We start from the raw sequence: 19070 nt of genomic DNA, 5'->3' as shown, positions 1-19070 counted from the left end.
CTTGGTGGAGCAATGTCACCACTTCGCCGAGGGGCCAGTCGCGGACCTCAGCAGTGGCTCTGACCACGTTCCTCGCTAGCCCTTCTCATTCCAGGTCGTGCAGGTCCTTGCCGAGCGGCGGGGTCATACGAAACTCCGAAAAAACCACCCGCAACCCTGCCCGTTCCGGCGTGCAGCTCATTGGTCCAACAAGGTAGGAGGAGTTATTGGCAAACGGCGCAAGCCGCATGAGAGGCCAGAGCTTGCCATCGTCCGATGCCTGTAAACGAATAACGCCTTGTGCAACCGTTACCCGCAACCGGAAGTCTCGTGCGTCATGCTCGTAAGGTGCAGTCGCCCAGTCCGAGCGCCCATCGGTCAATACGCTCGAAATCATCGCGCGCCCATCCGCAAATTCGATCCCTGCTTTGAGCCATCGCTGCGCGTCTATGCGCACCATGATGCCGGCTTGATCGTAGAGCGCTCGGAAGTCACCTTGGACGCGCACTTCGGCGGTGAATGCTCTCGGTGCCTGAAAGCCGAGAAAATGTCCGTTGTCGCGGACAAAGCCGTAATGCGTTTCGCGCCAGAAATCAGTGGCATTGTCCGTGACCATTTCGAGGCTGGTGCCGTTCTCGGCCCAGAGTTTCGGCTCATTCAGCCAAATGCCGTCCGTTCTGCCAAGCATCATCATAACCTCAAGCGAATATGTGCTGGTCGAGATGAAGTCGTTTGGCCACCATACCGAAACTGCTTTCTGACTATCAAGAGGCGCTGGTAACCCTGACCCGCTTAATATCCGCTTCGGGCCACAAGCGGCGCCCATCGCGGCCAAGCAGCGCGGCGTCCGCTCAAGGCCTACGCCGTCCGCAACACCGGCGCCGGCGGCTGCGACGGCCTGATCAGCGCGAATGCGACCTGCACGATGCCGCCGGCAAGCCCCAGCGCGACGCCGATGCGCCAGGCCATGGTGTAGGAGCCCAGCGCGTCATACAGCACCCCTCCTCCGTAAGCACCGAGGAAGCTGCCGATCTGGTGGCTCATGAAGGCGAGGCCCTGGATCATCGCCTGCCAGCGCAGGCCGAACATCTCGGCCACCGCGCCTGCGACCAGCGGGCCGACACCCATCCACAGGAAGCCCATGATGGCGCCGAACAGCAGCGTCGAGAACGGCGTCGCCGGCAGCATGAAATACCAGGCGAGCGCGAGCGAGCGCAGGATGTAGATGCCCCCTAACAGCGCCAGCTTGTTCCAGCGCTGGCCGGCCCAGCCGAAGAACAGCGAGCCCAGCACGTTGAAGCCGCCGATCATGCCGAGCGTCTGCGCGCTCAGCATCGGATCGAGGCCGCAGATCGCGAGATAAGACGGCAGATGCGTGGTGAGGAAAACCAGCTGCATGCCGCAGACGAGATAGGCGCAGGTCATCACCACGAAGGAGGCGTTGCCGAACGCGGTCTTCGCCGCCGTTACGGCGGTGGCATCGCCGATGTCATCGGCGGCGGGCTTCGGCAGCGGAATCGCGTCGACACGGCCGGCATACCAGGCGGCGGGAATCATCAGCACCGACATGATGACGAAGCCGGCGAGCCCGATGCGCCAGCCAAATCCTTCGTTGAGCATCTGCCCGAGCGGCGCAGACAGCAGCGCGCCGAGCGAGCCCGCGCCGGAGACGATGCCGAGCACGGTCGAGCGCACCGTCGCGGGCACGGCACGTGCGGCCACCGACATCGCGATCGCAGCCGCGGTGCAGGCGAGCGAGGTGCCGATCAGCACGCCGGCGCCGATCATGATGGCGACAAGACCGTTCGCGGTCGCCATCAGAATGAGGCCCACGATGTACATCAGCGCGCCCACGATCATGATCGGACGAAAACCGTAGCGCGTGGTCATCGCGCCGGCGAGCGGCTGGAGGAAGCCCCAGGCGAGGTTCTGCACGGCCAGCGCCAGCGTGAAATCCGAGATCGAAATGTGGATGTCATGCGTCAAGGGCTGCATGAAGATGCCGAGGCTCTGCCGCAACCCCATGCTCAGCGTCAGCATGATCGAGGCGCCGATCAGGATCGGCAATGTCGGACGCAGGACCTGCAACAGGGGCATTTTCTTCTCCCTCGTGGGCACGGCGCGCGCGCCGGCGTCTGCAATATCAGTTGATTTTGGTTACACAGACCTGTGTACTTAGGCTATGAAAGGTGCACGCTGTCAAGCGAACAGGACGCATCCGGCTACATGGCTCCCCCGACGACCCCACAGACGATGAAAGAGCGGATCCTCGAGACCGCCGACAAGCTGTTCTATCTGCAAGGCATTCGCGCCATCGGCGTCGATACCATCGCGGCCGAGATCGGCATCTCCAAGCGCACGCTCTACAACCACTTCCCCTCCAAGGACGCGCTGATCGCGGCCTACCTCGAACGCCGCTTCGTAGCTCAGCGCCCCTCCGACAAACCGCCCGCCGAGCAGATTCTGGCGACGTTCGATTCGCTGGAGCGGCGCTTTGCGGCGAAGGATTTTCGCGGCTGCCCGTTCGTGAACGCGGTCGCCGAGCTCGGGCCAACGGATCGCGCGGTGAAGAAGATCGCCATCGCCTTCAAGGAAAGCCGCCGCGTCTGGTTTCGCGACCGGCTGAACGAGCTCGGTGTTGCGAATGCAGAGGCACTCGCGACGCAGCTCGTGCTGCTGGTCGACGGCTCCATCGCCCAGGACCTCGTGCGCGACGACCCCGCGATGGCGCGCGCCGCGAAGGACGCGGCGATGGTGCTGCTGCGGAATGCGGGGGTGGATGTGGGTGGTGATGCGGTGAAACCAGCGGCGTCAAGCAAGCGGTCGCCGCACTGAACACTGTGGCCACTTTACTCGGTGTCATCACCCGCGAAAGCGGGTGATCCAGTATTTCAGAGGCGATTGTCATTGAACCGAGAGGCCGCAGCGTACTGGATTCCCCGCCTGCGCGGGGAATGACAGTTGAGTTTACGGGGCTGTCGCGATCCTACCAACATACTCCTGTTTTGCCCGACGGGTCAAGCAAGACTTCCAATAATCCGAATATCGTGTATGCGGCCGGTAAGCCATTGATCCGACTACCGCCGGCTACTGTGCATGGGGTTGTTTTCGCATTTTTGTGCGGGCGGCCTCACGCCGCCTGCGACACCACCCGGTTGCGCCCATCATGCTTGGCACGATACAGCGCGGTATCGGCGCGCTTGAGGACGTCGGCCACCGCCTCGCCCTTCTGCTCCAGCGTGGTGAGCCCGATCGAGATCGTGACCTCGATGCGCTTGGTGCCCTTGTGGACCGCGAACGGCTCGCCCGCGATCGAGCGGCGCAGGCGCTCGGCGACCATGCCGGCGACGTGCAGATCAGTCTCCGGCATCACGATGACGAACTCCTCACCGCCGTAGCGGCAGGCCAGATCGATGCCGCGGATCGACTTGCGCACCCGCACCGCGAACTCGCGCAGCACGTCATCGCCGGCATCGTGGCCGTAATTGTCGTTGATCGACTTGAAATAGTCGATGTCCAGGATCATCAGCGCCAGGGGCTTGCCGCGGGTCGCGGCCTGCTCGGCGAGGGTCGCCAGATGACTCTCCATGTAGCGGCGATTGTGCAGGCCGGTGAGCGCATCCGTGATCGCCATCTCGATCGAGTTCTGCACGTTGTCGCGCAAATGATCGGTGTAGCGGCGACGGCGGATCTGGGTGCGGGCGCGCGCCAAGAGCTCGGTCTTGTCGATCGGGCGCAGCAGATAGTCGTTGACGCCGATCTCGAGGCCGCGGAGCAGCCGCGTCGAGTTTTCGGGATCGGCGATCGCCAGGATCGGCACATGGCGCGTGCGCTCCAGCGAGCGCGCCTGGCTGCAGAGCCGCAGGCCGTCGAAATTGTTGAGGTCGAGCGAGACGATCAGCAGGTCGTAATTGCCCTCGGCGGCGTGGAACAGCGCTTCCGTCGGATTCGGCTCGACGTCGATGGTGTGCTCGGCGGCGAGGATCGTCGCCAGCCGCTCATAGGAGGACTCGCGGTCGTCAACGAGGAGGATGCGGCCGCCCTTGCCGGTGTCGGAGACGGCGCTGCGCTCGGGCGCCTGCATGCCGATCTCGAGCGAGGTGATGGCGCGCATGCGCAGCTCGTCCGTCATCATCTTCAGCCGCGTCAGCGAGCGCACACGCGCGATCAGCACGACGTCGGAGACGGGCTTGGTGAGGAAGTCGTCAGCGCCCGCCTCCAGCCCGCGGTTGCGGTCGGCGGGGCTGTCGAGCGCGGTCACCATCACGACGGGAATGTGATGCGTCGCCGGATCAGTCTTGAGGCGGCGGCAGACTTCGAAGCCGTCCATGTCGGGCATCATCACGTCGAGCAGGATAATGTCGCATTCGGCGCGGCGGGCCAGCGCCAGCGCGTCCGTGCCGTTCGAGGCCGTCATCACGTCGAAATATTCGGCGGACAGGCGGGCTTCGAGGAGTTTGACGTTGGCAGGAACGTCATCGACAACCAGGATACGCGCGGACACTTTGAACTCACTTCCTATCCGATAAAACGCCGGACCGTCTCAATGAATTTGCCGACCGAGATCGGCTTGGACAAATAGGCCTCGCAGCCGCCCTCGCGGATGCGCTCTTCGTCGCCCTTCATCGCGAACGCCGTGACCGCGACGACGGGAATGGAACGCAGCTCCGGATCGTCCTTGATCCAGCGCGTCACCTCGAGGCCCGAGACCTGCGGCAATTGGATATCCATCAGCACGAGGTCGGGCCGCATCTTGCGAACCAGGTCGAGCGCCTCATAGCCGTTGCTGGTGCCGGAGGTCTGGTAGCCGTGCGCCTCCAACAGGTCGCGGAAGAGCTTCATGTTGAGCTCGTTGTCTTCCACGATCAGGACGGTCTTAGCCATTCCGTCCTCCTGATTGGCACGAAGCCCGATACATATGACGCCTCAGGCGCCGCTCGCCGGCGCTTCGAAAACTGGATTCAAACTAGCCTCAGATTCGCTCTAGTTTCGTTAAACCCGAGGGGCCACTTTCTGCGATGTGGTTTCCAGTTGCTTGCCTGGGGTCGCAAGACTCAGGGCCGAGACTCGGGCATATTCCAAAGTAGACACTGAAAGTTAACGGAAAGGCAAACCGGGCCCTTGAAAAAGCCTGTTCACAACCCCCGCGAAGTCGCTGAAATCGTTGCGATTCAGGCCCTGTCCTTCGTCGCGAGCGAGCCCGAGCGGCTAGGCCTGTTCCTGGCTGAGACAGGCGTCGGTCCGGAGACCCTCCGGAATGCCGCCTCGGACCCGAATTTCCTCCTCAGCGTGCTCGATTTCGTGCTGCGCGATGACGCCACCGTGAAGGCCTTTGCGAAGGCCTCGGAGCTGCATCCGACCAACGTCGCGGCGGCCCGGCAGGTCCTCGGCGATGCGCTGGGCGACCGCACCTGGGAGCGCGACGTGCCGTGAGCGCCCCGGAGGCAGCCGGGCCCCGCTGCTTCTGCCGGGACTGCCTGGCCGATCTGGATGTTAACGTGCAGAACTTGGGCGTGCGGCGCTGTCCCGCCTGCGGCTCCCCTCGCCTCGTCCGCCATCGGGCGCTCGCGAGCCTGACCATCGCCCACATCGACTGCGACGCCTTCTATGCGACGGTCGAGAAGCGCGACAATCCTGAGATCGCCGACAAGCCTGTCATCATCGGCGGGGGCAAGCGCGGCGTGGTGTCGGCCGCCTGCTACATCGCGCGCACCTATGGCGTCCGCTCGGCCATGCCGATGTTCAAGGCGCTAGAGGCCTGTCCGCATGCGACGGTGATCCGGCCGGACATGGCGAAGTATGTCCGCGTCGGCCGCGAGGTGCGCCAGGCCATGCAGGCGCTGACGCCGCTGGTCGAGCCGCTCTCGATCGACGAGGCCTTTCTCGACCTCTCCGGCACCGAGCGCGTGCATGGCATGATCCCGGCCAAGGTGCTGGCGCGGTTTGCCCGCGATGTCGAGCGCGAGATCGGCATCAGCGTCTCGGTCGGCCTGTCCTGCAACAAGTTCTTGGCCAAGATCGCATCCGACCTCGACAAGCCGCGCGGCTTTGCCACGCTCGACCAGGAGGAAGCGCGCGTGATGCTGGCCGAGAAGCCGGTCGGCTTCATCTTCGGCGTCGGGCCCGCGACGCAGGAGCGCCTGGGGCAGCGCGGCTTCCGCGTCATCGCCGACCTGCAAAAGGCCGACGAGATCGAGATGATGCGGCAGTTTCCGAGCGACGGCCGCCGGCTGTGGCGGCTCGCCCGCGGCATCGACGACCGCCGCGTCGAGCCTGATCGGGGCGCCAAGACGATTTCCAGCGAAACCACCTTCGAGAGCGACATCCGCGACTTCGCGACGCTGGAGAAGATCTTGTGGCGGCTGTGCGAGAAGACGTCATCGCGCCTCAAGAGCAGCGAGCTCGCCGGCTCAACCGTCACGCTGAAGCTGAAGACTTCAGATTTCCGCCAGCGCACGCGCTCGCAATCGATCGCGGCCCCGACGCAGCTCGCCGCGAAAATCTTCTCGATCTGCCGCGAGATGCTCGCCAGGGAAATCGACGGCACCGCCTTCCGCCTGATGGGCGCCGGCGTCAGCGCGCTGCGTGAAGGCTCCGCCTCTGACGACACCGACATGCTCGACCGCCGCGCCGCCCATGCGGAGCGCGCGGTGGACAGCCTGCGCAAGAAGTTCGGCAGCGCCGCGGTGATCCGCGGGATTGCGTATGACGGGCCGGAGAAGGCGCAGGAGTGATGGCGGGTGAACGCGATCTCAACGCACTGCTGAGAAACATGAAGCCGGAGCTGCGGCCAGGCACCTTCGTGTTCTGCACGGTCCCGACACGCGAGAGCAGTCCCGCAACACTTGATCCGCTACTGACGTTTCGCGAGCAGGAAGGCACCACGCTCGTGATTTTGCGCGAAGAGGCCGAAGCGGCAGGTCTGCGCCATGCCTTCGCCTCGCGCCTGATCACCCTGACGGTTCATTCCGCGCTCGATGCGGTGGGCTTCCTGGCAGCCATCACCGCGCGCCTCGCCGATGCCGGCATCAGCGTGAATGCCGTTTCGGCCTTCCACCACGACCATCTCTTCGTGCCCGTCGACAGGGCGGACGAAGCGATCGCGCTGCTGCGCCAGATGTCCGAAGCGAAACACTCGTAGCCCGGATGAAGCGCAGCGCAATCCGGGGCGGTTCATCCTCGGTGACGGGTCTCCCGGATTTCGCTTCGCTCCATCCGGGCTACGGACTGGGCCGCGCACACAGCGGAAGCAATTGATCCCGCGTCAGAGGTGCGAGCTTCACAGCTCCAGGCGAGGACGGGTCGAGCCAGAGAATCTCCTCGATCTCGGCTCCGGGAGCGACCGGATGTGCGATGACAATCCGGAAAACTTCCGCATCGACCAGCCGGCCCGGCTCGTGCGCGGCAGGCGCCGTGTATCGTCCGACATAGGTCATGTCGTTCGGATCGACCTCGATCCCGAGCTCTTCGGACAATTCCCGCCTCAGCGCGGCTTGCGGATGCTCGCCGGCCTCGATCTTTCCGCCGGGCTGCATGAAGCTTTCAGTCGCCTTCTTCCTGACGAGCAGGACGCGCCCGTCGCTCCTGCTCATCAATGCAGCCGCGATCCGAATGGCACTTTGCGAAGTCATTCCGTCAACACCTCAATCCGCGACCGCGATCGCCTCGATCTCGATCAGCCATTCCGGCGCGGCGAGCGCGGAGACGCCGACGAGGGTCGAGGCCGGCGGCTCCATGCCTTCGAAGAAGGCGGAGCGGGCCTTGCCGATGATCGGGCGCAGCTCCGGCTTGTAGCCGACCACGAACGTCGTGATCTTGACGATGTTGGCGTAGCTCGCGCCGGCCGCTTTCAACGCGTGGCCGAGATTCTGCATCACCTGCGTGGTCTGCGCGGCGAGATCGCCCTCGCCGACGATCCGTCCCTCTTCGTCGGTCGAGACCTGGCCGGAGATGTAGATCGTCCGTGCGCCGGAGGCGGTGACGACATGGGAGTAAGCGGGATTGTGATGCAGGCCGCTGGGGCGGAGATGGTCGAGCTTGGGCATGGCTGGCTCCCGGAGTTTGTGGTTGGGAGCGAGCGTAGCCGCAGAGTGCGACAAGAGCTAGACGTCTCGCCCTCAATTGCAGGGCTTGCTGTCCTTGACGTCGAACTTGCCCATCGCGCCGGAGATCACGAAATCATTGTAATCGAGCACGAGCTGGCGCGAGACGCCGTTTTCGTACAGCTCGAACGCCATCGCATAGACCGGCGTCTGCTCGCCTTCCTTCTGCTGGGACTCGCGGTCGAAATAGCTGACGGTGACGGGCCAGCGCTTGAGCGATTTCATGTGCTCGTCCGAGGTCGACGCATCGGGTGAGGCGGTGCGGTCGGCTGGGATTGGCTGGCCGATCACCGTCAGCGTGTTGTAGACTTTCTGGCCGTCGTCGGAGCCGTCATAGACCGAGAGCTCGAGCAGCGACTTGCCGTCCTTGGCCGCGGCGATGATGCGCTGGATCTGCTCGGTCGGGAACACGATCTTGCCGTCAAGCGTAAAGCTCTTCGGGGACGGCAGCTTCAGCTTGACGTTGATGTGGTCGCCATCGCGCTCCGCCGAGCCATCGACCTGGCCGGCATCGGCCTCGTTCATCCGCGTCTCGATCTTGAAGCGGTAGCTTTTTCCCGCGGCGTCCTCCCAGGAATTGGAGCGGAGGTCACTCAGCGTGATCTTGCCCTCGCCGCTGTCGAGCTCGGACACCTGGCGGAATTCGGAGGTGTAGCCTTCGCAGGAGCTGCCGGCGAAATTGTAGAGGATGCGGCCGCGCGCGCTGTTGACCGAATTGGACCGAGATTTGACGAGGCTGAGGTCGTAGAGCGCCTGATGCGCCAGGAAGGGACCGTTGGCGGCCTGCACCATGCCGCCGGGGCCGAAAGCGGCCGCCGCGAGCGCCATCACACCGAGCGAAGTCCGGAAAAGGTGCATCATATCTATTCCCTGGGGAAAGCGCAGATTCGGCATTTTAATGACCGTTCCATTACGCCGCAACTGAGGCCGTTTCACGTAAAGTTGCACCCCTCCCGCTGAACCTCCGGCCTGCCTCGACAAAATGCAGCGCCGGTGCAGCCGCTTTGCAGCCCCTTGGGGTTGCTTGCATGTGGCGGCACGATGGGCGAAACAGGGCGCGCCCGGCCCCCAAAAAGGACACGCCGGGGCGGATGATTTTTTTGGACAATGAGGTCGAAGATGGCGGGCACGGTCGAGCAGAAACTGGCGGAACAGGGCATCAAGCTGCACGAGGCCCCCACCCCCGTGGCCAACTACGTGCCGTTCGTCCGCACCGGTAATTTGTTGTTCGTCTCTGGCCAGGTCTGCTTCGCCCCCGACGGCAGGCTGATCGCCAAGGGCAAGCTGGGCGCCGGCGTTTCGCTCGAAGACGGCGCGGCGGCAGCCCGCGGCTGCGCTGTCAACCTGCTGGCCCAGGTCAAGGCGGCGCTCGGCGATCTCGACAAGGTCGTGCGGGTGGTGCGCCTCGGCGGCTTCATCAACTCCGCCCCGGACTTCCTGGACGGGCCGAAGGTGCTGAACGGCGCCTCCGATCTGATGGTCGCCGCCTTCGGTGACAAGGGCCGCCATGCCCGCACCACGGTCGGCGTGGCCTCGCTGCCCGCGGATGCGGCGGTCGAGGTCGAGGGCGTGTTCGAGGTCGCCTGACGCGCATGCGCGCTCCTGATTGGCTGACAGCCCGGCCGGTCGCCCATCGTGGCCTGCATGACATTTCCCGCGGCGTCGTCGAGAACATGCCTGGCGCGGTGCAGGCCGCGATTGCGGGCAATTTCTCGATCGAGGTCGACATCCAGCTCTCCGCCGACGGTGAGGCCATGGTGCATCACGACCATGCGCTCGGCCGCCTCACCGAGGCGACCGGCGAGGTGGTCGAGAAGACCGCGGCGGAACTGAGGGCCGTCAAGTTCAGGGATACCGACGAGCAGATGATGTCGCTCAGCGACCTCTGCGCCATGGTCGCCGGCCGGGTGCCGCTGGTGATCGAGGTGAAGAGCCATTTTGACGGCGACCGCAAGCTGGTGAAGCGGATGGCCGAGGTGCTGGCGTCCTATCAGGGCCCCGCGGTCGGCATGTCGTTCGACCCCGACCAGGTTCTGGCTCTGCGCGAGTTGCTACCCTCCCGCCCGCGCGGCATCGTCGCCCAGCGGTCCTATGAGGACGAGTACTGGGCCAAGCTGACCAAGGCGCAGCGCGACAGCATGCTGTACCTGCGCCACGGCTTCCAGACCCAGCCGCATTTCGTCGCCTTCAAGGTCGATCATCTCCCGGCCCCCGCCCCCTGGATCGCCCGCAACGTGTTCGGCTGCGCCCTGCTCGGCTGGACCGTCCGCACGCCCGAGCAGCGGACACGGGTCGGGCAATATGCGGACCAGATGATTTTTGAGGGGTTCGTGCCGTAGGGACCGCCGTTGCACAGCGCCCGCCCTCGTGTCCTGGACGCGCTGCAACGCGCAGCGTTGCTGCGCAGAGCCGGGACCCAGCAGGCAGCACACAGAGCTGAGAGATGGGCCCCGGCTCTGCATCGCACCGCTGCGCGCTGCGATGCGTCCGGGGCACGAGACCTGTGTTCCCACCTCTTGAAGTCGCTGCTGCAATGCACGATCTTGGGCGCGATGGCATCATCTGAAATCACACTCGAGGCGGTACCGTCCATTGACGAAGTGCCTGCTCAGGATTGGGACGCCTGCGCCAATCCCGGCAAGGCTTGCAACGGGCATGGCGCAGGAACCTCATCCGCCCTTCCAGGCGATTCTCTCGGCCTCTTAAAACCCGCCTATAACCCGTTCGTCTCGCACGCCTTTCTTTCCGCCGTCGAGAAATCGGGTTCGGCGACGATCCGCACCGGCTGGGGGCCGCGGCATCTCGTGGCCAAGATCGACGGGCGCGTCGCGGGTGTCGTCCCCTGCTATCTGAAATCGCACAGCCAGGGCGAATACGTCTTCGACCGCGGCTGGGCCGATGCCTATGAGCGGGCCGGCGGGCGCTATTACCCAAAGCTCCAGGTCTCGGTTCCCTTCACCCCTGCCACCGGGCCGCGGCTGCTGGTCCGCGACGGCGTCGACCGCGAGCGCATCACGGAGGCGCTGGCGAGCGGGCTGGTGGCGCTGTGCGGCGTCAGCAAGGCCTCCTCGGTGCACGTCACCTTCGCGCGCGAGGCGGAATGGAAGCTGCTCGCCGAGCACGGCTTCCTCCAGCGCACCGACCAGCAGTTCCACTGGCATAACGAGGGTTTTGCCAGCTTCGACGATTTCCTCGCCACCCTGAACTCGCGCCACCGCAAATCGATCAAGCGCGAGCGGCGCGACGCGCTCGCGGCCGGCATCACCATCCACTGCCTCACGGGCAAGGACATTACCGAGGATGCCTGGGACGCCTTTTTTGAATTTTACATGGAGACCGGCTCGCGCAAATGGGGCCGTCCTTACCTCACGCGCGAATTCTTCTCGCTGATCGGTGAGACCATGAGCGAGGACGTGCTGCTGGTGATGGCCCGTCGCAACGAGCGCTGGATCGCCGGTGCGATCAACTTCATCGGCTCGGACACGCTGTTCGGCCGCAACTGGGGCGCGGTCGAGCATCATCCCTTCCTGCATTTCGAGGTCTGCTACTATCAGGCGATCGACTTCGCGATCAAACGCGGCCTGCGGAATGTCGAGGCCGGCGCTCAAGGCGAGCACAAGATCGCGCGCGGCTACCTGCCGCGGACCACCCACTCCGCCCACTTCATCGCCGATCCCGGCCTGCGCCGCGCCATCGACGATTACCTCAAGCGCGAGCGGGCCTATGTCGCGGAAGCCGGACGGGAGCTCGCCGAGCTCGGCCCGTTCCGCAAAGGCATCGACGAGGCGCCTTGACGGTTCGCATTGGCTGATGACAGTAAGCGCAAATTCTAAGCTCAAAATTCTTGGGAGCCGCCGCCATGACCGCCTACGACCCCAACAACATCTTCGCAAAGATCCTGCGCGGCGAATTTCCCTGCCACAAGGTCTATGAGGACGAGCATGTGCTCGCCTTCCTCGACATCATGCCGCGCGTGCCGGGCCATACGCTGGTGATCCCGAAGGCCCCTGCCCGCAACATTCTCGACATCAAGCCTGATGACTACGCCCATGTCGCCCGCGGCGCGCACAAGATCGCCGCGGCCGCGATGAAGGCGTTCAAGGCCGACGGCATCACCGTGCAGCAATTCAACGAGCCCGCCGGCGGACAGGTGGTGTTTCATCTCCACATGCACGTGATGCCGCGCCACGACGGCGTCGCCATGCTGCCGCCCGCCAGCCGCAAGGAGGACGTCAAGGTGCTCGAAGAGAACGCGACCAAGCTGATCGCGGCGTTGAAGGCGGGCTAGTCTATCCACCCGTCATTGCGAGCGCAGCGAAGCAATCCAGAATCCCTCCGCAGAGGCAGTCTGGATTGCTTCGTCGCAAGAGCTCCTCGCAATGACGGGGATAGAGGGGAGCGCTCTCACTCCGTCTGGAAATCCCCGGCTTGCGGCGCCGCCAGCGGCGTGAACTCGCAGCGGTCGGGCTTGATGTCGATCAGCGGCGTGTGGTCGATGCAGTCGAGCCCGCGAACGAGAATCGCATTCCCCTCGATGCCGACCAGCTTGACGATCGAGGTGCCGATCGGATTGGGCCGCACCGGCGAGCGCAGCGAAAACGTGCCGCGGGTCTTCTCGTTGTTCTTGGGGCTTTGCAGGACGATGTCGCGGCGCGACTTGTCGAGCCAGTACAGCACTTCGAGATTGCTGTAGAAATCGACACCCTTGATCGCCGGCACGAACGGCTCGAAGATCTCGAGCCGGCAGATCGGGCCGTCGTGCCGCCCCTGCCGCGGCGTCTCCAGCCGCGAGGTCCAGGGCGTGCGGATGCGACCAATGAAGACGAGGCCGGCATCCTCGGTGGACGGCAACTCGATGGCGACCTCGCCCTCGCGGAGCTCGTTTTCGCGAACCATATTTCCTGTTCCTTAAAGCCTGTCGGAAGCGGTTTTAGCCCAACCACCACTTGCCGGCCAGCATGAAGACTTCGCCCGTCACCACGCCCGCGAAGATCGAGCGGCGGGTCAGCAGGAAGACGACGAGGCCGGCCGCCACGGCGCCATAGCGCAGGGCATCCGGCACGCTGGCGAGCGCCCCGGGGGGCTCGACCACGATCTGGGCGATGACGCCGGCCAGGATCGCGGTGGCAACCGCCCTCACCCAGACCAGCAGCTCTGAGCCCTCGTCGATGCCGCCGCCGAACCAGAGGCCCAGCATGCGCCAGATCTGGTTGGGAACGACGCCGGCGACGAACAGCACCGCCAGCGCCTGCCAGTCGCCGATGAGCTGCGCAAAGCTCATGCGCGCACCTCCCGCCACCAATGCACGCCATAGGCGATCGTGCCGGCGACAAGGCCGCTGACGAGAATGTCGAGGCCCGAGTTCATCTTTGCCGCCAGCGGATAGAGCAGGACACCGAGCGCGAGCGCGACGACATCGGCGACCTCGCGGCTGTTGCGCGCGGTCGAGAACAGGAAGGACAGCGGCGTCAGCAGCAGGATCGCCGCTCCAAGCGTCTGCGTCAGATTGGCGGCAAGGAAATAGCCGACCGTGTTGGCGGTGAGGCACACCGAGACGAGGCCGCAGCCGAGGCCGTGGACGAAGGCGATGCGCCGCTCGCGCGGCACCTGCGGCAGGAAGCGGTGGCATTCGACCCACAGCGTCACGGCGGTGAGATGCGCGGCAAAAACCATCTCGCGCCGTTTCGTCGTCGGCGTGCGCATCAGCGGCAGCACCGAGACCACCATCGGAAACAGGCGGATGGCGCTGACGGTGACCGCGATCGCCGACTGGATGACGGTGGCGCCCGAGCCCAGCGTCGTGATCAGGATGATCTGCGCCGGACCCGCCCAGACGAACAGCGTCGAGCAGAGCGCCCAGAGCAGGCTGAAATGCGTGTCATGGGCGAGCGCGCCGATGCCGAGATAGGTCGCAAACAGGACGAGCGTGAGGATCGTCTGCGTGATCGAGCGCAGCCCCCACGCAAAGGCACGCCAGGGACTTTGCCATTGAGGTGAATCGAACGGAGGAAGCGCCACGGGAGTTCTGGTCGGAGTTGCGGAATCGTGCCCGCATAACGGGCAATGCGGTGGCAGACGTCAAGGAAGCGCGCGGCGGAGCTGGCATGCGTGCGGCGAGAGACCGCCCTACCCGTTCACACCCCGGTTCTTCAGCACGAAGCAGGCGCCGCCCGCCTTCCGGATGCGGCCACACAGATCGTCAGCCTCGTTGCGCGTGTCGGCGCCGATGCGCACCTGGTAGAACGCGCGCGTGCCGCGGCTGCGCATCACCGAACTCAACAGGCTCGGATCACGCCCGCCGATCACCGCGCTCAGCCGCGTGACGGCGCGGGAATACATCGCCAGCGCCCGGTTGCGGTCAAAGCCGGCCGCGAGCTGCACGCCCCAGATTTTTGCGGCGGCAAGCTCGACATGCTGCTCGAGCTCGGCAACGAACGGATTCGGCGCACGCTTCAAGAGGGCCATGAGATCGCGGCAGCTCGTCGGCGGCGCACTTGGTGGCCCCTTGCCGGTGCTGCCCGCCTTGGCCCACGCGTCCACCGTCGCGCCGGTGATGGCATAGACATAATTGCGGGTCTGCTCCGGCATCGGGCCGGTGCCGGCGAGCCATTCCTGCACCCGGCGCGGGCCGGCATTGTAGGCGGCTGCGGCCAGGCCGAGATTGCCGAACTGGTTGCGTAGCTCGTTCAAGAACTCCGCCGATTTCGGCAGCGCTTGCACCGGATTGAATGGATCAAGCAGTCCGCGTTCGCTGGCGGTGCCCGGCATGAACTGGGCGATCCCCTGCGCATGCTCGCCGCTGCGCGTCATCGGCCCCACGGCGTCGGCCTGGAAGCGGCTTTCCTGCCAGATCACGCGGGCGAAGAATTCCAGCGGCAGATTGGCATCGCGCGCGGCCGCCTCGACGATCAGGCAGATCGATTCCCGCGTATCGCTCTCGCGCGCATCCGCGGGCTTTTGCGGCGGCATCGCGAGCTCCTCGACGCTCGGGACTGCGACGTTGGTCTTTGCGGGCGAGCTGTCCCATGCCGCGACCTCTGTCGCAGAGGCCAGCAATACGGCAAGGAGGAGTGATGCAATTCGCGCCAACACTGCCCAAGCATCGCTGTGGCGCACACCGGCGCGGCATGCGACAAGATGATCCGCCATGTTGTGGCATCGTGCCATGGTTCGACGAGTTGCCAATATATGCTGCCTGACCTGCTTCTCCCAATGCGCATCCCCGCCAAACGGATCCGCGCGATCCTTGCCCTCACCGCCCTCGTCCTGTCCGCCGCGCCGGCCATGGCGCAAGTCAGCTGGCGGATGACCACGGAATATCCGCAGAACAACATTTCCGGGATCGGCCTCACCACTTTCGCCGATCGCGTCGCAGCGCGTACAAACGGTTTCGTGACCCTAGCTAACGCCTTCGACAACGAGCTCAAGATCAACTCGGGCGAAATGCCGCGCGCTGCGCTGGATGGCCGCATCGCCGGCGGCGACGCCTTTGCCGGCGCCCTGTCCGGCCTCGATCCGGTGCTCGGCCTCTCCACTTTGCCCTTCCTGGTGCAATCGGTCGATGTCGCCCGCGCCACCAATGCGCGGGCGCGCCCGCTCTATGAGAAGGCCTTTGCGGCGCGCGGCTTGAAACTGCTTTATCTGACGATCTGGCCGGCGACCGGCCTCTGGTCGGATCACGCGCTCGCGGGCACCGACGATCTGCCGAAACTGAACCTGCGGGCCTACGATGCCAATTCCAGCGCGGTGATGCGCGCGGCCGGCGCCAATGCGCAGTTCCTGCCGATGGATAAAGCGCTGGCCGGATTGAAGGAGCACCAGCTGAACGCGTTCCTCACCTCCGGCGACGGCGGCGCGGGGCGCAAGCTCTGGGACTTCCTGCCGCATTTCACTGCGATCAATTACGCAATGCCGGTCTCGATCGCCTTCGTCCGCAGCGAGATGTTTGCCGCGCTGCCCGAGCCGATGCAGCGCGAGGTCATGGCAGCCGCAGCCGAAACCGAGCAGAGCCAGTTCGCGCTGCTCGCACATCGCACCGCCGAGAACTATGCACGCATGCGCGACAACGGCGTCACCATCGCCGAGCCCGCACCGCAATCCCTCGTCGCAGCCCTGCGCAACGCCGCGACAAGCACGATCGCCGCCTGGGAGGCCCAGGCCGGCACGGATGCCGCGGCGATCGTCGCATGGGCCCGGCAGCAATAGGGGTCGCAACCAACGGCATGCGACGGCTCCCTGCGACGAGACCTCGGTCGGTTTCGTCTTGAGCTGCTTCAGTTCGTGACGGGAATCGGGTTTTCGCCTCTGATGGCGCGGTCGAGGGCATCGATCAGCGCCTGGATCTCAACGAACTTGTTACGCGCCCGCTCGGCGGTGTCGCGCACAAAGGGAGCCGCCAGCACTTTTGCATGCGCGTCCCTGTCTTCGATCATACGATCACGGGCCTTCTTCAATGTTTCAAGTCGCTCGCTCATCCGGGCTCTCCTTCAGATATTGTCGTGATTGCAGCCCAAGGTAGCCCAAGGCGGCCAAGACGGCCAAAGGCTCAGTCGAAGCCCGTCGGAAGCTCGCCCTTCCGGAAGAACACCGTAGGCTCATCGTCGTAGTCACCCATTTCGGGATCGCCGCTCGACGAGAACGCAACGACGCCGAGTTTGCTCAAGGCCAGCCTCTCCGCGGTTCGCAGCGCGCCGCCTTCCGACTTGCAGACGATGGGAGAGTCGGGCTTGAGATTGCCTCCCTTGCCGGCGTTGAAGGCCTGCACGACAAAGGTTGTTTCGCGGACCATGAGGGCTTCCTTTGGCGGGTGTGACACGTGGGTGAACAGTCAGCCCTCAACAGCCACGGCAGATGTTCTTCAGCTTCGCTGCGGTTTTGGCCTCTTCGGCTACAAACGGGTCTTTGTAGGCAGCGCGAGATGTGTCGTTCTGCACAGCCGCGGGCTTCTTTACCTTCGGAGGAAATGCCGTGTCGTAGCAGGCCAGACGCTCGCTCGTGCTTTCGATCGCGCGGCAGTCGGCCTCCGCGCCTCGAGCCAGTGCGCCGAGTGCCAATGCGACGACCACCGGCGGCACGATCCAGCCGGCGAGGCGAAATCTAGGCATGCGCGCTCCTCCTCAGTCGGCGGGAGCGCGGGTGACCCTCAGTCACCGGTGGATGCCATAAAAATACGGTGATGGCCCGACTCTACGCCGACACCCCGCCAATAGCGAGCCTTAAAGCGGTCCGCACGCGTTGCCTTGGCCGGCCGTCTCGTCTAGGTCAAGCAGCGGCGGTATCAACACGAGCGCGGCTGGCATGACGACCATCTTTTTCGATCTCGACGGCACGCTGACCAACCCCAAGCCCGGGATCACGCGCTCGATCCAGTACGCGCTGGAGCGGCTGAGCCTTCCGGTCCCGAGCGAGGACGAACTGACCTGGTGCATCGGCCCGCCCCTGCATGCCAGCCTGAAGAAGCTCGCCGGAAGCGACGAGCTGGCCGACCGGGCCTTGCTGCTCTACCGCGAGCGATTTGCCGATATCGGCCTGTTCGAGAACGAGGCCTATGCTGGCATCACCGACACGCTGACGACGATCGCCGCGACCAGCCAGCGCATGTTCGTGGCGACCAGCAAGCCCGCGGTCTACGCCACCCGCATCGTCGATCATTTCGGCCTGAAGCCGTATTTCGAGCGCGTGTTCGGCTCCGAGCTCGACGGCACGCGCGTCGACAAGCGCGATCTGCTGCGCTACGCGCTCGACGAGGCCAAGGTCGGTCCCGCCGGTGCCATCATGATCGGCGACCGCAGCCATGACGTGGTCGGCGCCCGCACCAACGGCATGACCGCGATCGGCGTGCTCTATGGCTATGGCAGCGAAGCCGAGCTGCGGGATGCCGGCGCGCATCACATCTGCGCCGCGCATCCCGAGTTGCTCGGCCACTGTGTGGCCTAAGCGCTGACCGTTTCGACCGCCGCCAGCATGCCCGTTTTCGGGTGGCAGTTGAGGTACTCGAAGAACTGCTCGTCCGCGGCCGCCACCGTGACCTCGTGATAGAGCCGCAGCTTTGCTGACGGCCCGAGCGTCGAGAGATACTTCATCGCCGCGCCAAAGATCCTGACATGGGTCGGATGCGATTCCGCCCAGCGCTCCAGCGCGGCAAGGCTCTTCCACCAGCTCTGGCCATAGGACTTTTCGCTCACGCTGCCGTTGGCCGCGAGCACCTGCATGTAGCGATTGGCGTAGCAGCCGATGGCAAGCCCATCGTCGCGCAGGAAATCCATACCCTCGCGCAGCACCGGCTCGACGTCGTCGAGATAGAGCTTTCGCTCGGATGCCTCGGTGTCGCTCCAGTCCTGCCCCGAGCGGATCAGGCAGAGATTGTCATGCGCCTTCACGCGCAGGCGTGCGCCGTCGCGGATCAGCTCGGGGTTGCCGCCGGGCGTCATCGCATCGGTCTGCGACAACGGAATGCGGTCGCGCATGCCGCCCCAATAAGCGTGCTCCTGCACCTCGCCGCTCATGCCATCGGCGATGACAGCTACGCCCTCGGGCCGGCCGGGCGAGGAGAACAGTGTCTCATGCCGCGCGACCGCGGGACGCAGCACCTCGACGAAGGTGCCGATGCCCTCGCGCGTTTTACCGGTCCAGGCGTCGCGCCCCGACGCAAACCAGGTATCGAAGCGCGCGGTGTCGTCCCAATAGGCAACCGAAACGATGGTCTCGTGGCCGGACTGGTCGACATAATGCGCGCGGTCCCAATGCGACGGACCGTTTCCCGCGGTGAAGCACCCTGCAATTTCTTTCAGTGCCTCTGTCGCGGCCGCCAGTGCCGCGCCGCGATACTGCACGCCGAAATAGGCCATCACGACGCGGCTCACGGCCGGCTTGTAGCGCGCCACGAAGGACGGATATGGCGGCTGGTAGTCATCCGGCACGCGCTTGTGGCGCGTGCGCGTGGTTTCGAGATGCAGAGGAATTGCGGATTCCATGGGCGTGCCCTCCCCT

Annotated in this window: 25 protein-coding genes; 10 read left to right on the top strand and 15 right to left on the bottom strand. The window is 65.0% G+C overall.

Features of this window, described 5'->3' with window-relative positions:
* Positions 1 to 85: 85 nt before the first annotated feature.
* A complete protein-coding gene (locus AC1RR3_RS22740) occupies positions 86 to 670 on the bottom strand; it encodes a DUF1349 domain-containing protein (protein WP_492825340.1) in 585 nt (194 codons plus the stop codon).
* A 167-nt stretch (positions 671 to 837) separates the two neighbouring features.
* Positions 838 to 2076 (bottom strand): MFS transporter, encoded by a 1239-nt coding sequence (locus tag AC1RR3_RS22735; RefSeq protein ID WP_492825339.1) that lies wholly within the window; start codon positions 2074 to 2076, stop codon positions 838 to 840.
* Between the two features lie 129 nt (positions 2077 to 2205).
* On the opposite strand from AC1RR3_RS22735, the gene AC1RR3_RS22730 reads away from it, so the two are divergent.
* A complete protein-coding gene (locus tag AC1RR3_RS22730; RefSeq protein ID WP_492825338.1) occupies positions 2206 to 2814 on the top strand; it encodes a TetR/AcrR family transcriptional regulator in 609 nt (202 codons plus the stop codon).
* Positions 2815 to 3109: 295 nt separating this feature from the next.
* On the opposite strand, the gene AC1RR3_RS22725 is transcribed toward AC1RR3_RS22730, so the two are convergent.
* Positions 3110 to 4483: a PleD family two-component system response regulator gene (locus AC1RR3_RS22725; protein ID WP_492825337.1), complete on the bottom strand. Its 1374-nt coding sequence runs from the start codon at positions 4481 to 4483 to the stop codon at positions 3110 to 3112.
* Between the two features lie 14 nt (positions 4484 to 4497).
* On the bottom strand, positions 4498 to 4863 hold the full coding sequence (locus tag AC1RR3_RS22720; protein ID WP_008130064.1) for a response regulator: 366 nt from the start codon (positions 4861 to 4863) through the stop codon (positions 4498 to 4500).
* Positions 4864 to 5100: 237 nt separating this feature from the next.
* Between AC1RR3_RS22720 and AC1RR3_RS22715 the strand changes: the two genes are divergently transcribed.
* The 3 genes from AC1RR3_RS22715 to AC1RR3_RS22705 are packed head-to-tail and all read left to right on the top strand — an operon-like array spanning position 5101 to position 7120.
* The gene (locus AC1RR3_RS22715; RefSeq protein ID WP_492825336.1) at positions 5101 to 5412 is read left to right on the top strand and encodes a DUF3572 domain-containing protein; all 312 of its coding nucleotides are present in this window, start codon (positions 5101 to 5103) and stop codon (positions 5410 to 5412) included.
* Positions 5409 to 6713 carry a DNA polymerase IV gene (locus AC1RR3_RS22710; protein WP_492825335.1) on the top strand — a complete coding sequence of 435 codons (1305 nt, stop codon included), beginning with the start codon at positions 5409 to 5411 and terminating at the stop codon, positions 6711 to 6713. Before AC1RR3_RS22715 ends, AC1RR3_RS22710 begins: the two co-directional genes overlap by 4 nt.
* Positions 6713 to 7120 carry an ACT domain-containing protein gene (locus AC1RR3_RS22705; protein WP_492825334.1) on the top strand — a complete coding sequence of 136 codons (408 nt, stop codon included), beginning with the start codon at positions 6713 to 6715 and terminating at the stop codon, positions 7118 to 7120. The genes AC1RR3_RS22710 and AC1RR3_RS22705 overlap by 1 nt, the downstream gene beginning before the upstream one ends.
* 79 nt (positions 7121 to 7199) lie before the next feature.
* On the opposite strand, the gene AC1RR3_RS22700 is transcribed toward AC1RR3_RS22705, so the two are convergent.
* The 3 genes from AC1RR3_RS22700 to AC1RR3_RS22690 form a co-directional block, all read right to left on the bottom strand.
* Positions 7200 to 7571 (bottom strand): NUDIX hydrolase, encoded by a 372-nt coding sequence (locus AC1RR3_RS22700; RefSeq protein ID WP_492825333.1) that lies wholly within the window; start codon positions 7569 to 7571, stop codon positions 7200 to 7202.
* Positions 7572 to 7622: 51 nt separating this feature from the next.
* Positions 7623 to 8024, bottom strand: coding sequence for a RidA family protein (locus AC1RR3_RS22695; protein ID WP_008130070.1), 402 nt, complete (start codon positions 8022 to 8024; stop codon positions 7623 to 7625).
* Positions 8025 to 8096: 72 nt separating this feature from the next.
* The gene (locus AC1RR3_RS22690; RefSeq protein WP_492825332.1) at positions 8097 to 8942 is read right to left on the bottom strand and encodes a cell envelope integrity EipB family protein; all 846 of its coding nucleotides are present in this window, start codon (positions 8940 to 8942) and stop codon (positions 8097 to 8099) included.
* Between the two features lie 258 nt (positions 8943 to 9200).
* Here AC1RR3_RS22690 and AC1RR3_RS22685 point away from each other — a divergent pair, with 258 nt between their 5' ends.
* From AC1RR3_RS22685 to AC1RR3_RS22670, 4 genes are all read left to right on the top strand, one after another.
* Positions 9201 to 9668, top strand: coding sequence for a RidA family protein (locus AC1RR3_RS22685; protein ID WP_492825331.1), 468 nt, complete (start codon positions 9201 to 9203; stop codon positions 9666 to 9668).
* Positions 9669 to 9673: 5 nt separating this feature from the next.
* Positions 9674 to 10420: a glycerophosphodiester phosphodiesterase gene (locus tag AC1RR3_RS22680; protein ID WP_492825330.1), complete on the top strand. Its 747-nt coding sequence runs from the start codon at positions 9674 to 9676 to the stop codon at positions 10418 to 10420.
* A 213-nt stretch (positions 10421 to 10633) separates the two neighbouring features.
* Complete coding sequence (locus AC1RR3_RS22675) at positions 10634 to 11875, top strand: GNAT family N-acetyltransferase (RefSeq protein WP_492825329.1); 1242 nt, start codon at positions 10634 to 10636, stop codon at positions 11873 to 11875.
* Between the two features lie 65 nt (positions 11876 to 11940).
* Complete coding sequence (locus AC1RR3_RS22670) at positions 11941 to 12369, top strand: HIT domain-containing protein (RefSeq protein ID WP_492825328.1); 429 nt, start codon at positions 11941 to 11943, stop codon at positions 12367 to 12369.
* Positions 12370 to 12485: 116 nt separating this feature from the next.
* On the opposite strand, the gene tsaA is transcribed toward AC1RR3_RS22670, so the two are convergent.
* The 4 genes from tsaA to AC1RR3_RS22650 form a co-directional block, all read right to left on the bottom strand.
* On the bottom strand, positions 12486 to 12977 hold the full coding sequence (tsaA, locus tag AC1RR3_RS22665) for a tRNA (N6-threonylcarbamoyladenosine(37)-N6)-methyltransferase TrmO (RefSeq protein ID WP_492825327.1): 492 nt from the start codon (positions 12975 to 12977) through the stop codon (positions 12486 to 12488).
* 34 nt (positions 12978 to 13011) lie between these two features.
* Positions 13012 to 13362 carry an AzlD domain-containing protein gene (locus tag AC1RR3_RS22660; protein ID WP_492825326.1) on the bottom strand — a complete coding sequence of 117 codons (351 nt, stop codon included), beginning with the start codon at positions 13360 to 13362 and terminating at the stop codon, positions 13012 to 13014.
* Complete coding sequence (locus AC1RR3_RS22655) at positions 13359 to 14099, bottom strand: AzlC family ABC transporter permease (RefSeq protein WP_492825325.1); 741 nt, start codon at positions 14097 to 14099, stop codon at positions 13359 to 13361. The genes AC1RR3_RS22660 and AC1RR3_RS22655 overlap by 4 nt, the downstream gene beginning before the upstream one ends.
* Positions 14100 to 14207: 108 nt before the next feature.
* Positions 14208 to 15050, bottom strand: coding sequence for a transglycosylase SLT domain-containing protein (locus AC1RR3_RS22650; RefSeq protein ID WP_492825324.1), 843 nt, complete (start codon positions 15048 to 15050; stop codon positions 14208 to 14210).
* A 219-nt stretch (positions 15051 to 15269) separates the two neighbouring features.
* Between AC1RR3_RS22650 and AC1RR3_RS22645 the strand changes: the two genes are divergently transcribed.
* Entirely contained in the window at positions 15270 to 16286 is a 1017-nt protein-coding gene (locus AC1RR3_RS22645; RefSeq protein WP_492825323.1) for a TRAP transporter substrate-binding protein, read from the top strand.
* 68 nt (positions 16287 to 16354) lie between these two features.
* Here the strand turns inward: AC1RR3_RS22645 and AC1RR3_RS22640 are convergent, their stop codons facing one another.
* The 3 genes from AC1RR3_RS22640 to AC1RR3_RS22630 form a co-directional block, all read right to left on the bottom strand.
* Positions 16355 to 16555 carry a hypothetical protein gene (locus AC1RR3_RS22640; protein WP_492825322.1) on the bottom strand — a complete coding sequence of 67 codons (201 nt, stop codon included), beginning with the start codon at positions 16553 to 16555 and terminating at the stop codon, positions 16355 to 16357.
* 71 nt (positions 16556 to 16626) lie between these two features.
* Entirely contained in the window at positions 16627 to 16869 is a 243-nt protein-coding gene (locus AC1RR3_RS22635) for a hypothetical protein (protein WP_492825321.1), read from the bottom strand.
* A 46-nt stretch (positions 16870 to 16915) separates the two neighbouring features.
* Positions 16916 to 17185, bottom strand: coding sequence for a type VI secretion system-associated protein TagO (locus AC1RR3_RS22630; RefSeq protein ID WP_492825320.1), 270 nt, complete (start codon positions 17183 to 17185; stop codon positions 16916 to 16918).
* A 193-nt stretch (positions 17186 to 17378) separates the two neighbouring features.
* Here AC1RR3_RS22630 and AC1RR3_RS22625 point away from each other — a divergent pair, with 193 nt between their 5' ends.
* Positions 17379 to 18017 carry an HAD family hydrolase gene (locus tag AC1RR3_RS22625; RefSeq protein WP_492825319.1) on the top strand — a complete coding sequence of 213 codons (639 nt, stop codon included), beginning with the start codon at positions 17379 to 17381 and terminating at the stop codon, positions 18015 to 18017.
* Here the strand turns inward: AC1RR3_RS22625 and AC1RR3_RS22620 are convergent.
* The gene (locus AC1RR3_RS22620) at positions 18014 to 19054 is read right to left on the bottom strand and encodes a phenylacetaldoxime dehydratase family protein (RefSeq protein ID WP_492825318.1); all 1041 of its coding nucleotides are present in this window, start codon (positions 19052 to 19054) and stop codon (positions 18014 to 18016) included. The two genes, AC1RR3_RS22625 and AC1RR3_RS22620, sit on opposite strands and share 4 nt — an antisense overlap.
* Between the last annotated feature and the right edge of the window lie 16 nt (positions 19055 to 19070).

This window comes from Bradyrhizobium sp. GW821-FHT13H05 (assembly GCF_058804065.1).
This window is presented reverse-complemented; position numbering and strand designations above follow the sequence as displayed.